Genomic DNA, 13,672 nt, shown 5'->3' with positions numbered 1-13,672 from the left:
TTATAATAACTAACTGTTCTAAACGTTTTGAGGATTCTCAAAATCACTTACATCTAAATACTATTTGTTACCATGTCAGGTCGCGGCTATAAACTTTTTGTTGTTTTCTTCTTCCTCATTTTCTCTTACGCTAAAGCCACGCACAACCGGGCCGGAGAAATAACTTACAAACGTGTAGCTCCTTTTACCACTGTTAAAGCGGGTATAGTTGTTCAGGTATATACATATTCTATTACCGTTATCAAATACACCGACGATGGAAACGGAATAGCTGATCGATGTGTGGATACTGTCTATTTTGGAGACAATACCCGCGGTGTAGCGCCACGGGTTAACGGTTCTGTATGTCCGAGCAATAATCAGTGTGGATTTTTAAATGGTCAACCTGTTACCTGCGGCTCCGTCATAATCAATGAATCGGGTTATCGCGTTAAAAAAAATGTTTATACGATTATACATACTTACCCCGGCGCTGGCTCTTATCTTATAAGAACTTTTGATCCTAACAGAAACGGTGGCGTTTTTAATATTCCCAATTCTATTAATGTTCCTTTTTATATTGAATCTCAACTCATCATAAATACTTTCACCGGAGCCAACAGTTCTCCAATTTTTGCTTTTGCACCAATTGACAGAGCCTGCTTTAATGTTTGCTTCGAACATAACCCGGGTGCCTACGACCCAGATGGTGACAGTTTGAGTTATGAATTAACTACATCCAGGGGGGAAGACGGTCAAACGGTTCCATTGTATTCATTTCCTGAAACTGGCGGTGGTGTTTTTGAAATAAACGCTACAACGGGTCTTTTAAAATGGTGTACTCCCAGGAGGCTGGGCGAATATAACATCGCTTTTATTGTGAAAGAGTGGCGGAAAAATACAAGTGGTATTTATGATCTGATTGGCTATGTACTGCGCGATATGCAGGTAATTGTACGTGACTGTAAAAATGATCCTCCCTCTATAACGGTTCCCGATATATGCATTGAAGCTGGAAAAACTGTGACAGCTAATTTAACAGTTTCTGATCCCAATGCCGGCGACTTTGTTACGGTGCAAGGTGGCGGTGGAGCCTTTGCTGCTACAAATCCAGTAGCTACGTTTAATCCAGGCTCCGGAATTATCGATTCTACCAAAGGTAAAGCATTTAATGTTTTTTTCTCATGGCAGACAACTTGCGACCACATTCAGAGTTTACCCTATCTAAGTACTTTTAAAGTAGAAGATGATGACGATAAAGTAAAACTTGTCTCATTTAGTACAATGAGTATAAAGGTTGTTCCTCCTAGTATAAAGAACGTAAAAGCTACACCCAGCGGTACGGAAATGAAAATTACATGGACGCCTTCTAAATGCAGTCCCGCACTTAATCCTCTGTTAGGCTATAAAGTATATAGAAAGCAGGATTGTACGCCTTTTATTTTTGATCCTTGTAAAACAGGTGTTCCTTCTACGAGCGGCTTTGAACTTATAAAAACAACAGGTCCACTTGATTCTTTAATAATGGATAATAACGGCGGCGATGGACTTGTTGTAGGACAGGATTACAGTTACATTGTTGTAGCCTTTTATAAAGACGGCACCGAAAGTTTTGGCAGTTCACAAATTTGTGCGAAATTAAAAAGAGATGTTCCTGTTATTTTAAATGTTGATGTTAAATCAACCGCCGCCGCAGGTTCTATTTGGATAAGATGGACAAGGCCCCTTACTGATACCGCCAATCTGGATACACTTAAATATCCGGGGCCTTATCGCTTTACTCTAAAGCATCGTTCCGCCACTGCTACTACCTTTACAGATGTGCAAAGTTTTACAAATAATTTTATAGCGAAAATAGATACGCAATTTCTGCATACCAATATAAACACCGAAACAGGGCTGGAAGAGTACATGATTGAGTTTATGTCAGGTACTGTTACCGTTGGATCTTCTCAAAAAGCCACCTCTGTCTTTTTAAGTACGGTTCCTTCTGACAGAAGAATTGACCTAACCTGGACGTCAAAAACACCTTGGAAGAATTACCGCTACACGGTAATGCGTCAGGATTCTACATCCCCCGCTTTTGTGTTGATTGGCACAACTTCACTCACCACTTTTAGCGATAGTACGAATCTTGTAAATGGAAGCACTTATTGCTACTATGTACTTAGCGAAGGAAAATATTCTGATCCGACAATTTTTAATCCCCTTGTGAATGCCTCTCAAATAACCTGCAACAAACCGAAGGATTTAACGCCTCCAACAAGTCCAACAATCACTATTGAAGCTGATTGTCCAAAAGGTACCGTAAAGGTAAGCTGGACCGATGTTAGTAAAATTCCGAGAAGTGATGATGTTGCAAAATACTATTTGTATTATAAGCCCTTGGTAAACGGCACCTATAACCAGATTGCCACAGTTTATAAAAATGATCCTCTTGAATTCCAACAAGACGATCCTAATTCTTTCTCAGGCTGTTATGCTGTTAAAGCTATTGACATTCACGATAATGTAGGGCAAATGAGCCAGGATTTTTGTATCGACAATTGTCCCGAATTTGAACTTCCCAATATCTTTACTCCTAATGAAGACGGTGTTAATGATTTCTTTAAAGCTATTAAAGTGCGTATGATTAAAGAAATTAATTTATCTATCGTTGACCGTTGGGGCAACCTGGTTTATACCACTAAAGACCCTTATTTTCAATGGAGTAGTGTGAGCATGGTGTCAAAAGTAGCGGTAAGTGATGGTACCTACTTTTATGTATGTGATGTTTATGAGCCCCGTTTAAAAGGCATTGTAAAACGTACGCTGAAAGGCACTGTTCATGTAGCCCGTTAGGTTTTCTTGCACTTTAATTCTGCGATCTTAGTTAATGCAAGGTAATTTCAGCTTTACGACTATCTTTGCAGCATGAAACTTTATAAAAACCTTGTCAATTCTGTTGCTTTAACTTTACAGGAAATTTTTGTCAAGAACCGTTACGCCGATAAGGCACTTGAAAAGATATTCAAAGCAAATCCTCAGTGGGGAAGCAGAGACAGGCGTTTTGTGGCCGAAGGTGTTTATGATATCGTAAGAAATTATCGCCTGTATGCTGAACTCGCAGAATCTCCCAATAACTTTTGGTTTATCACAGCTGTTTGGTTAGTACTTAAAGATATAGAAATTCCCGACTGGCAGGAGTTTAAACATGTGGATGTAAATTACATTCGTGATAAGAAAGAAAGTTTAAAATCGAATTTACCAGTATATGAATCTTATCCCGACTGGCTATGGGAACTTGGGACAAAAGAGTTAGGAGAAGACGCATGGCAGCTACAGGCTCTCGCAATGAATCAGCAGGCGCCAGTTTTCTTGAGGGTTAATACTCTAAAAACAAGTAAAGAAAAACTTGTTGACGCCTTGAGAAATGAAAAAATTGAGACCATACCAGTTCCAGAAATAACAAACGCTTTACAACTTTCTAAAAGGGAAAATGTTTTTCAAACCAGGCTTTTTAAAGAGGGCTCTTTTGAAGTGCAGGATGCTGGTTCACAACTTATCAGCGAATTTCTTGACCCTAAACCAACCGATTACGTTATTGATGCATGTGCCGGTGCCGGTGGTAAAAGCTTACATCTGGCAGCTCTGATGAAAAACAAAGGTAAAGTTATCAGTCTCGATGTGGAAGACTGGAAGCTCGAAGAACTAAAAAAACGAGCTAAACGTGCAGGTGTGTCAAACATTGAAACACGAGCTATCCTTCCCGATAAAACAATTATGCAACTTTATAATAAAGCAGATAAATTATTGTTGGATGTGCCATGCAGTGGATTAGGAGTTCTAAAACGTAATCCTGATGCTAAGTGGAAACTGAATGCCGAATCTATCGAACGTACTAAAAAATTACAGCAAACTATTATTACTGAATACTCCAAAATGGTAAAACCGGGTGGCCTTATGGTTTACAGTACATGCAGCTTGCTGCCATCTGAAAACCAGGATCAGGTTACTGAATTTCTAAAAAACACAAATGACTTTGAATTGGTAAAAGACAAAACGCTTTTGCCCAATCAGGGTTACGATGGATTTTACATGGCACTTCTCAAAAAGAAATCCTGACCTACTTTATTTCCACAGACTCTATAATCTCGTATCCCAGATATTTTTCCAGGATTTGATGGTAAGCTTTTGTTGAAGTAAATCCGAAACCACTTTCAAAAAATTCGTTTATTAAATTCAGATGCGCGGCTTTCTTTGGCATGATAAATCCAAGATATTCTTTCGGCTCATTAAACACCTTCTGAATTTTTAAAAATTTAGAAGGATGGCTTTTCAAAAATGCCCAGTAGGCAACGATATCAACATAACCAAAATTATTATTATCGGCCAGAATTCTTTCGAGTACCATGTTTTGAGATTCGGTTGTTTCGATTTTTAAAGCCGGTAAGTAGTTTTTCTTAATCTCGTTAAGGTAGAGCGTGTGACTTGATTTATTAACAACTATAGCATTAAGGGCGCCAAGCGTTTTAGAAATTTCATCTGTTGTTTTTGTTTTAACGGTTGCTACTTTTCCCGCAGTAATAAGTACAGCTACATTTTGCAAATATGGTGCTGAGATCACTACCTCTTTTTCCCTGTCTTTACTGTTTGTAACAGACCCTAGCCCAATTACTTTAGGTCCTCCATCTTTTACAGAATTGTAGAAAGTGCTAAATTCTTTAAAGGGCTTATAGATCACTTTTAAATCTCCCCCTCTCTCTTTGCACCAATTCACATACGCTTCAATAATTTCAATTTCAATTCCCTTTAATTTACCCGACTCTGTGTATGCATACGGAAAATTTTCATAATAGTGTACTATTAGTGAATCAGCCCCTTGTGATTTTACAGTGCCTAAAGAAAAAAGAAAAACGAGACCAAGAATTATTTTTTTTATCATCGTTTTTGCAAAAGTGATTTCGTGAATCATTGATTTCATGAGTTTAGTTTTTACAAATATGTTTATTAATACGCTATAATAAAACTACTAAACACAGTGTTTTTCAAAACCCCTGTTCATAAGTCGGCAAAACAGCGCTATCATTTGCCAGTAATTAAAAGCCCAGAGTTTTATTTTAGATGCAATATTAAGCCATTACTTATATTTTTCTTTATTTTAAGACTAAATTTACATTCAAAATTGATTATGAAAAAAACACTTTCCCTTCTGCTTCTTTTCACTGCATTTTTCGTTACTGCACAAACTCAAGTCACTGGAACCATTAAAAATGTAGATGCTGAAACATTCAAAAAATTAATCGACCAAAAAAGTGCTGTTTTAATTGATCTTCGAACAAACGACGAGATTAATGCAAAAGGTAAAATTGCGGGCGCTAAACAAATTGACTTTCTTTCAAAAGATTCTGAAAAAGAAATTGCTAAACTCGACAAGAGCAAAACCTACCTAATATACTGTGCCGGTGGCGGCAGAAGCGGCGACTGCGCAGAACTAATGCAAAAAACCGGATTTAAAGAAATAATTAATCTTGAAAAGGGTTATGACGATTGGAAAAGAAAAGGTTTTGAAACAGTAAAATAAAATCTTTCAGACCTTGCATGTAATTTATACCATACCCGGATTAGGCACTACAAAAGAGCTGTTTAAAAACATTTCAGTGCCAAACTTCCAGGTAAAAGTAATGGAATGGCCAGAACCAAAAACTGGCTGGAATCTAAAAGATTACGCCAGAGAATTTGTTGAGCAAATTGATACAACCTCCCCTGTAAATCTTATGGGCGTTTCCTTTGGTGGAATGTTATGCGCCGAGATTGCAGACATGATTCCTGTAAATAAAATTGTTTTGATTTCCTCTTGCAAAAACCGAACGGAGCTGCCGGCAAACATCCGAATTTTAAAAACACTGCCGGTTCAAAAATTAGTTACCGACTCTCTATACAGGTCGCTTGCTTCAAAACTCAACTGGATTGTGGGTTTCGAAAAAGACTATCTTCCTGAATTTTTAAGGATGTTGGAACAAATGCCTAAAAATTATTTTAAATATTGCGTAGACATGATCATTCACTGGGATAAAAAAAGTAACACGCAGAAAATTTATCACATTCATGGAAACGCCGACAATTTGCTTTCTCACACCTCTATTAAAGAGTATCAGCTCATTGAACATGGTAACCACGCCATGATAGTTTACAAAGCACAAGAAATAAACTCACTTTTAAATACTTACTTTAATGGATTATAATGAACTTCTTAAGCTCGCAATTAATGCAGCGTTTAAAGCAGGTGAAGAGATTTTAAAGATTTACAGCACAGATTTTTATGTAGAGACAAAATCTGATAATACACCGGTTACACTAGCTGATCGCACATCAGGAGAATGCATCTCAAAAATATTATCTGCCTCAAATATTCCAATTATAAGCGAAGAAGAAGAAATTCTTGACTACTCCATTCGTAAAACGTGGCCCCGGGTATGGATTGTAGATCCTTTAGATGGCACCAAAGAATATGTAAAACGTAATGGTGAATTTGCTGTAAACATTGCGCTGGTTGAAAATAACAAGCCCGTTATTGGAATTATTTATGCCCCGGTTTTAAAAGATATATATTTCGCTTATCACAAAGGCGGTAGCTACAAAATAACACAACACGACATGATCATGGAGCTGACTAAAAAAAACCTCAGCGACCACCTTTTTGAATTTGCAAAAAAACTTCCTTCCCAAAAGCTACCAAAAACTTATACCGTTGTTGGAAGTCGTTCACATTTAAGCAGAGAAATTAATGTGCATGTAGACAAGCTGCGCAATTTATATGGCGATGTAGATATGATCAGCGTAGGAAGCAGTATAAAACAATGTTGGGTAGCAGAGGGAAAAGCGCATGAGTACCTTCGTTATGGAACCACTATGGAATGGGATACTGCTGCGGGACAATGCATTCTGGAAGAAGCCGGATGTCAACTTATTGATCTCGAAACAAATCTTCCGATGGTTTACAACCGTGAAGACATGCATAATAATTATTTTATCGCAAAATGTGGTTCTCGCTCTAATTAGTTTTCTAGAAACTAATCAGTTTTGAAATCACATAATTGCCATCTATAACAAGCTGCTTAAAATCTTTTCTCTGCTTGATGATAATTTGATTGGTGGTGTAACGTGTGATGGCAAAATCATATTCAATTGCTTCCCTGCCCTTTTTCTCCAACGCTAAAAAAACTTTAAGGTCGTCTTCTTTTAATGGAAATATCTTTTCCAATTTAAACGCCCAATACGGTCTTTCTCTTATTTTTAATCCCGAAAATTTTTTATTTGGAAATACATTTAAAGAAGACGTATAATAGCTCACGGAATAACCGGTTTCATTTCTATGGAAAACATACTTTTCAGTTATCGTATATTTTTGAGATTTACCCGTGAGTGTTTGCCCAGAAGCAGTAGCCATTTGCTGAACCGCTTCCTCCACATGGCATTGATAAAAAGTTAACGAATCGCCTTGCTTTACATCTTTAAATAAACTGTTAGATGCAATAGTGTTGGGTTCGTTTTGAGACCAAAGTCCAATAACTAGTAAATTAAAAAAGAGGCTCAGAAGTTTTTTCATGAATGAATGATTTCAATTTTTTTAGAAAGCGCAATCGCCTTTTCTTTTGTCAGCATAATATCCGCTTCAATAATATCGTTGCATAAAACAACAGCCATGCGCCTGTACGGACGGGTAGTTGGTTTATTAAACACTTTTACATCGGTATTTTTATTTTCCAGAACTTCCTCAATTCCCTTAAAATCAGGGCGTATACCTTCCTTTGAAGCAAGTACAACAGCAGAAGCTCCCTGCTTAATAAGCTCAATATTGGGTATGGGCAAACCTAATATTGCGCGAGCATGAAGTTCAAATTCATTGTAATTTTGTGTGTTTGCTAATGTTACCATACCAGTGTCGTGTGGACGAGGAGATAATTCGCTAAAATAAATTCCTTTAGCTGTAAGAAAAAACTCTATTCCCCAAATCCCATAACCTGTAAGTTCCCGGGTAACTTTTTCAGCCATTTCCTGCGCCTCTTTTAAATCTTTATCGCTTACGGCGCAAGGTTGCCAACTCTCCTGGTAATCGCCACGCTCTTGTCGGTGGCCGATAGGAGCACAAAATAAAGTTTTGCCACTTTTCTGAGTTACAGTTAACAAAGTAATTTCTGAATCAAATTTTATAAACTCTTCTACAATAACTTCTTTATAATCTCCGCGAGAGCCTTCCATAGCATAATTCCAGCTTTTCTCGATATCTGCGTCTGTTTTAATAACACTCTGTCCTTTGCCACTGCTGCTCATCAATGGTTTCACAACGCAAGGAATACCTATAACTAGAATAGCTTTCTTAAAATCTTCCAGTGTGCTTGCATAAGCGTAGTTTGCAGTTCTTAGTCCCAGCTGTTTTGATGCAAGATCGCGTATAGCTTTACGGTTCATTGTAAAATTAGCAGCCTTCGCGCTTGGAACGACTGTGATGCCTTGCTTTTCGTAATCATAAAAACGCTCAGTTCTTATAGCTTCTATTTCAGGCACAATCAGATCAGGCTTGTGTTTAGCAACAATTTTATCGAGGGCTTCTCCGTCCAGCATATTAATAACTTCAAAGGTATGCGCAACCTGCATGGCAGGAGCATCGGTATAACTATCTACCGCAATAACATACTGACCTAATCTTTGAAGTGCAATTACAACTTCTTTTCCAAGTTCACCGCTACCAAGCAGCATTACTTTTTTTTGCATAACCTTAAAAATCTTGTTTAATAAATTTCTTAGTATAAACCGTGTTATCCGCTTGTTTAACGCGCACAAAATAAACACCATTCTCTAAAGTGCTAATGTTTATATGACTTCCGTTTTCTTTGCTTTTATCTATCTTTTGCAGGAGACAAAGTTTGCCCATTATATCAAAAATTTCAATCTCAGAAGATGTCTGTGTATTAGGCCCTACTTTTATCTGAAGCTCATCCTTTGCCGGATTTGGTACTAGTGTTATTTGGGCCGAAGAAGAGATTTTTGTTAATCCTGTTGTACTAACCCCATCAATATTTATATCATCAATGAAAATATTATTTCCGCCGCCGCTTGTAAAAGCAAATTTAAAACGCACAGTTCCATTTGCCCATGCGGTCATCATGTTTATTTTTTCAAGTCTCCAGTCCTCATCCGAATTATAGGGTGGTATGTTTGAGCTGGATATGTTTCCGGTAACCGTACTTAAATTGCTAATTCCATTCCGCGAGTATAGCTGTTGCCAGCTCTTACCACAATTAGAAGAAATAGAAACTACCAGTCTGTCTGTATTAGCGGTGACAACTTTTGAAAAATGCAGACGAAAGGTGAGTGTGGGGCTGGAAATAGTTGAAAGATCATACGCCGGTGAAATCAGATCGTCGGTTAAAGGTGCGCTTTTTCCGAAATTCATAATACCTACGCAATTAGAGCCATTATAACCGGTTGTTGTTATCACTTCCCATTTTGAAACATCCTGGTTACTATTTACCACAACCCAATCGGTATCGAAAGTAGACCCATCTTCAAAACCCTCGCTAAAAGGAGCAGAATAGTTTATATTCGAGGTAGTTTCCAAAACCTGAACTTTGTCTATAAATGTTTCTGTTTTACTCGTGCTTTGATAATTTTTTGTTAAAGCAACTGTGTAAAGTCCTGCTGCATTGTATTTAACTTTCACAATACTGTCAGTAAGACTTGAAGCAGAGCCTCCCGGGAAACTCCAGCTGCGCGAAGTAGAGTTTCCACCATAAGAATTATCTGTGAATCGCACGGAGTCTCCTTTACACACTACTAAAGTTCCATAGGGCAGAATAGCGGGATTAGAAACACAGGCTACCGGGTAAGTGTATGGGCTGCTTACTCCAGTTGCATTCAAATTCGCTGGCGACCAAAGATTACTTCTTCCTCCTACTGCAGAAGTTATACATGCTGTCATGCGGGCTACCTGCCCCGAAGTAAACATGTTTAAGCACGGACCATTTGTATAATCCATGTAGTTTGTAAACATCTCACCATCGCCATTACTTCCCGAGCAGCTGCTGAACGCATTGTGCGGAAACGTGGGACAACCTCCGTTGGATGCTTCCGCAGGAGGAGTATCTGCAACAAAATCATTGCCACAGGTTGCGTCTCCCCAAATATGTCTCAAATTAAACCAGTGCCCTAACTCATGAATCAAATAGCGGCCTTTGAAATTCCCCCAGGAGGTGTTCGTTGCGGCTGTACCAATATTGCTGATAAGATCGCCCCGAATGTTAATACCGTCAAGCACAGAACTACCTCCCGGAAAAGTTGCATATCCGCCGCCACTGCAATCCAGGCTACCTGAATAATGCATAGATTGGGTAATCCAAATATTTAAATACATATTGCTTGGCCAGTAGGATAAACTTTTTACATCATCCTGAGCGAAAGAGCAATTGGTGAGAGAATTGTAAATTCGGTTGATCCCATTGGTGCATTTGCCATTAGGGTCAATAGTGGCAAGTCTGAATTCAACGCTAAATGGCGCTGCAGCAGATTTGAATGCTGCTGGTGTTAAAACAGTATCGGGCTGCTGACGGTTAAACTCCTCGTTCAAAATTGCAATCTGATCTACTATTTGAGCGTCAGAAATATTTCCAGCATTGGTTGTGTATATTACATGAAATACAACAGGAATAACATAACTGGCAGCATTTGGTCTTGCCGACGAAATCCTTTCCAGGTAAGTTTCCGTTTCCTTTTCGAGTTGTTGTTGATTTATTTTAAAGGCAGGATTTGACTTTAATTCGTTCAAATACATTTCATGACTCGAACAGTTAAAGGAATTTTGCGCATTACATAGTTGAATTAAGGAACTAAGTGCAGCTAAAAAAAATATTTTTTTCATGATTAATTTTTTCTTCTATCTATTAAACCCTATGTTGCCACCTTCAGGATAACTGTTGTGAAAAATGGCGTAAAAGCCATAACCCAATGCCAGACCAATTGTTCCCCCCACAAGAGATTTTGTTTTCCTTTTCTGCCGAGCAACTCTTTCATATCCCAAAATGTAAGCATCGCTTTCAATATATTTTGGATTACTAATTGTACTATGTTTGATTCGTACTTTAGTAATGCCGCTTAAAGCCATAAAACCATAAGGGGCAACGGGAGCAAAAAAAGTTCCGGTTGCACCTGCCGCAAAACCCAATACACCTGCAGTAATCATAGCGCCTCTTGCCTTAAATCCTTTTCGCGCATCAGCCTCTCCCTTCGTGAAAAGCCACATTTCCTCCCGAGTAAATTCGTTGTAAATGCTTGGATCCTGAGTGTAATAGAAGCGTTGGTAACCATTCGCGAATTTCACCATGTATAATTGATCCATTTCATAATGAATCTTTTTACCATGTTTTTTGGGATTCATAATGGTTACAGTGCTAAAGGTTGTATCAATAACCTGTTTCACGATCACGTGACCATTCATTAAGAAAATAGTGTCTTGTGCTTTCTGCCCAAAAGAAATTTGCAAAATTAGCAGTAATATAATAGTTGAAGAGAGCTTTTTAAGCATCAACAAATATAGTTTTTATATCTTTTAGAGAGATAGAAAAATACCACTAAGCAGAGGCCGGTTTAAAGTAGAGATTTCTTTAATTCTTGTTCAAGCGGATATAATCTCTCATGAGATCAACCATTAAAGCCGTGCTTTCTGAACTCGCTCCTGGTTTGCTAAAAATTATCTTTTTTGTCTGGTTATCATAAATAATAGCCATTGGAAAAGCTCTGCCGTGCAGTTCTTTGTAAAGTAGCCCTCCTCCAAAAAGAAAACGGCTGCCGTTGTTAAATTTATCGATCATCCGTTTTATATCGTTATCAAGACTGTCGCGGGCATTTATCACAAGCACCTGAACGTCCTCGGAGGAAAAGTTACTGGTAATCTGTGAGAGATTCGACATGTTTGCCAGGCATGGTGCGCAGCCCTTATACCAGAAATCTACAAATACAAGTCGTGACTGAATGTCTTTATCAGATATCATTGAGCCGGCAGTATCTTTTAAATGAAATGCCGGGAAGATTGTAATATAATCTGGTAAGTTGTGATTGCCCGGCTGAGCCATTTGAGGTGGGGCTGCGAGTTGCATGGGGACAAAGTTTTTAAGCCTTTTCATCAAACTGTCACCGTTTTTACAGGTGTAAGTGTACGTAAACTCAGATACATTTCGCAATTCTGCATTGCTTCCGGTAAATATTTCTTCACTGCGGGAATATACAATACTATAATCCTGCTTATTAATTTTATATTCTTTTATCCATCTGCGGGTAAGGCCTTTTATGTTCGTCTCATTTATCATGGTATCAGCATAACTAACATAATAAAAGTCTTTGTCCCGCTTAATTTTTAGTATACCGCTATCCGGCATCTGATTTATCAATGAGTTATCACCTCTAACAATAATGTGCCCGGGAGTATGGCCGTCGTAAAAATAATGAGCACCATCACGTTTTATTTTGTAATCTTTAAAGTGTTTTCTCACATAGTCATTTCTACCATAATAAAATTCCTGTTTTATCGCCTCGCATTTTACTTCAAGTTCTGGTATCTCAAACTCAATAATGTAAAAGGTACTATCATAGGGTGTAGTGGCTAATAATTGACCATTATATGTAACAATACCCTTGTCATTTGAGAGGTGACGCACTTCCGTAAACTGATAGCAAATTTCCTTTTTTTGATAGAACGCATCAATGGAATCAAGGATAGTTTGTCCACGCAAAAAATTACTCAAAAAGGCAAGGAGAACAATTCCCCTTGCCAGATATCTGATCGTCTTATTTTTAAGTTCTACCATTAATGAACAATATTTACCGACTCTCCTTCAATTATAAGTCCGCCCCCATCATTATAAACTCTGAAGGGCGAAGCTTTACCAGGGTTCCAATAGCAAATTACCTCGCAATCATCGCATTTAAGCGACATACAATCTGCGCAACACTCTTTTGTGTTACCGAAAACAGCGCAGTCGTATGTCCAGTCAGTAAGTGACTGATCGCAACAACTGTAGCAAACCACTTCGTAACCGCCTTCAACAGGTCTGCCTTCATGAGTAGGCAAGCCCGGTGTAAAAGGTATATAGTAATACTTTTTCCCATTGGGAATTGTTATGGTGGCCGCTTTACCTTTATAGTTACCATCCGGTTGTAACTGCAATCCGGTATAATGTACTTCGGGACTAAAGAATATGCGTTTCTTAATTGTATCAGGTCTTGTTGTACGGTAAACACTCCTATCAACCGATAAGGTACCTTCAGCTGATCCTGTAACAACCAGTTTATAAACCGTACCAGCCTTGTTTTTCGAATAGTAGACCTTTGAGCCCATCAGACGAGAGGCGACTTCAAAACTTTCATTTTGTTCTATGGCTTTACTAGTAACCACTTTTTCTTCGGTTTCTTTTTTACATGAAAACAATACACTGGCAACGGACACAACCCCAACCAGCAATCCAATTACAATCTTTTTTTTCATTTTTTCTAAATTTAAGTTTATGCCACAAACCTAAATCCAATCTGCCCTGATGCTAATACCTGCCAGTTATAATACTATAACTACACGTTATAATCCGTTTTGTATCCAAAAATAATCATTTTACATGTGTATGCAAAATTCATACACTTTTAATAACAGGTTTCGTTTCTGAAACAA

The 13,672-nt window shown here is 38.1% G+C and carries 12 protein-coding genes; 5 read left to right on the top strand and 7 right to left on the bottom strand.

Annotated elements, in window-relative coordinates:
• Window positions 1-72 precede the first annotated feature (72 nt).
• Together CNR22_10390 and CNR22_10385 are read left to right on the top strand one after the other, a co-directional pair.
• Window positions 73-2,820, top strand: coding sequence for a hypothetical protein (locus tag CNR22_10390; GenBank protein ID PBQ32164.1), 2,748 nt, complete (start codon window positions 73-75; stop codon window positions 2,818-2,820).
• A 72-nt stretch (window positions 2,821-2,892) separates the two neighbouring features.
• A complete protein-coding gene (locus CNR22_10385) occupies window positions 2,893-4,083 on the top strand; it encodes an RNA methyltransferase (protein PBQ32163.1) in 1,191 nt (396 codons plus the stop codon).
• A gap of 1 nt (window position 4,084) precedes the next feature.
• Here the strand turns inward: CNR22_10385 and CNR22_10380 are convergent, their stop codons facing one another.
• Entirely contained in the window at window positions 4,085-4,942 is an 858-nt protein-coding gene (locus CNR22_10380) for a hypothetical protein (GenBank protein PBQ32162.1), read from the bottom strand.
• 207 nt (window positions 4,943-5,149) lie between these two features.
• Here CNR22_10380 and CNR22_10375 point away from each other — a divergent pair, with 207 nt between their 5' ends.
• From CNR22_10375 to cysQ, 3 genes are read left to right on the top strand one after another with little or no spacing between them, the layout of a single operon-like run.
• Window positions 5,150-5,542 carry a hypothetical protein gene (locus CNR22_10375; protein ID PBQ32161.1) on the top strand — a complete coding sequence of 131 codons (393 nt, stop codon included), beginning with the start codon at window positions 5,150-5,152 and terminating at the stop codon, window positions 5,540-5,542.
• 13 nt (window positions 5,543-5,555) lie between these two features.
• On the top strand, window positions 5,556-6,203 hold the full coding sequence (locus tag CNR22_10370) for a hypothetical protein (protein ID PBQ32160.1): 648 nt from the start codon (window positions 5,556-5,558) through the stop codon (window positions 6,201-6,203).
• On the top strand, window positions 6,193-7,020 hold the full coding sequence (gene cysQ / locus CNR22_10365; protein ID PBQ32159.1) for a 3'(2'),5'-bisphosphate nucleotidase: 828 nt from the start codon (window positions 6,193-6,195) through the stop codon (window positions 7,018-7,020). Before CNR22_10370 ends, cysQ begins: the two co-directional genes overlap by 11 nt.
• A 4-nt stretch (window positions 7,021-7,024) precedes the next feature.
• Here the strand turns inward: cysQ and CNR22_10360 are convergent, their stop codons facing one another.
• From CNR22_10360 to CNR22_10335, 6 genes are all read right to left on the bottom strand, one after another.
• Window positions 7,025-7,567 carry a hypothetical protein gene (locus tag CNR22_10360; protein ID PBQ32158.1) on the bottom strand — a complete coding sequence of 181 codons (543 nt, stop codon included), beginning with the start codon at window positions 7,565-7,567 and terminating at the stop codon, window positions 7,025-7,027.
• Window positions 7,564-8,733: a phosphoribosylglycinamide formyltransferase 2 gene (gene purT, locus CNR22_10355; GenBank protein ID PBQ32157.1), complete on the bottom strand. Its 1,170-nt coding sequence runs from the start codon at window positions 8,731-8,733 to the stop codon at window positions 7,564-7,566. The genes CNR22_10360 and purT overlap by 4 nt, the downstream gene beginning before the upstream one ends.
• Window positions 8,734-8,737: 4 nt before the next feature.
• Complete coding sequence (locus CNR22_10350; protein ID PBQ32156.1) at window positions 8,738-10,876, bottom strand: hypothetical protein; 2,139 nt, start codon at window positions 10,874-10,876, stop codon at window positions 8,738-8,740.
• 15 nt (window positions 10,877-10,891) lie between these two features.
• On the bottom strand, window positions 10,892-11,539 hold the full coding sequence (locus CNR22_10345; GenBank protein ID PBQ32155.1) for a hypothetical protein: 648 nt from the start codon (window positions 11,537-11,539) through the stop codon (window positions 10,892-10,894).
• Window positions 11,540-11,618: 79 nt separating this feature from the next.
• Window positions 11,619-12,818: a hypothetical protein gene (locus CNR22_10340; protein PBQ32154.1), complete on the bottom strand. Its 1,200-nt coding sequence runs from the start codon at window positions 12,816-12,818 to the stop codon at window positions 11,619-11,621.
• Entirely contained in the window at window positions 12,818-13,495 is a 678-nt protein-coding gene (locus CNR22_10335) for a hypothetical protein (GenBank protein ID PBQ32153.1), read from the bottom strand. The genes CNR22_10340 and CNR22_10335 overlap by 1 nt, the downstream gene beginning before the upstream one ends.
• Between the last annotated feature and the right edge of the window lie 177 nt (window positions 13,496-13,672).

It is taken from the genome of Sphingobacteriaceae bacterium, from assembly GCA_002319075.1.
Taxonomy (GTDB): Bacteria; Bacteroidota; Bacteroidia; order B-17B0; family Aurantibacillaceae; genus Aurantibacillus.
The sequence above is the reverse complement of the archived record's forward strand: the minus strand, read 5'-3'. Positions and strand labels throughout refer to the sequence as shown.

Bases quoted from the DNA above. Each gene is read 5' to 3' on its own strand.
- cysQ (PBQ32159.1), top strand. From the start codon at position 6,193: ATGGATTATAATGAACTTCTTAAGCTCGCAATTAATGCAGCGTTTAAA.
- purT (PBQ32157.1), bottom strand. From the start codon at position 8,733: ATGCAAAAAAAAGTAATGCTGCTTGGTAGCGGTGAACTTGGAAAAGAA.
- CNR22_10345 (PBQ32155.1), bottom strand. From the start codon at position 11,539: ATGCTTAAAAAGCTCTCTTCAACTATTATATTACTGCTAATTTTGCAA.
- CNR22_10375 (PBQ32161.1), top strand. From the start codon at position 5,150: ATGAAAAAAACACTTTCCCTTCTGCTTCTTTTCACTGCATTTTTCGTT.
- CNR22_10385 (PBQ32163.1), top strand. From the start codon at position 2,893: ATGAAACTTTATAAAAACCTTGTCAATTCTGTTGCTTTAACTTTACAG.
- CNR22_10380 (PBQ32162.1), bottom strand. From the start codon at position 4,942: ATGAAATCAATGATTCACGAAATCACTTTTGCAAAAACGATGATAAAA.
- CNR22_10360 (PBQ32158.1), bottom strand. From the start codon at position 7,567: ATGAAAAAACTTCTGAGCCTCTTTTTTAATTTACTAGTTATTGGACTT.
- CNR22_10340 (PBQ32154.1), bottom strand. From the start codon at position 12,818: ATGGTAGAACTTAAAAATAAGACGATCAGATATCTGGCAAGGGGAATT.
- CNR22_10390 (PBQ32164.1), top strand. From the start codon at position 73: ATGTCAGGTCGCGGCTATAAACTTTTTGTTGTTTTCTTCTTCCTCATT.
- CNR22_10335 (PBQ32153.1), bottom strand. From the start codon at position 13,495: ATGAAAAAAAAGATTGTAATTGGATTGCTGGTTGGGGTTGTGTCCGTT.
- CNR22_10350 (PBQ32156.1), bottom strand. From the start codon at position 10,876: ATGAAAAAAATATTTTTTTTAGCTGCACTTAGTTCCTTAATTCAACTA.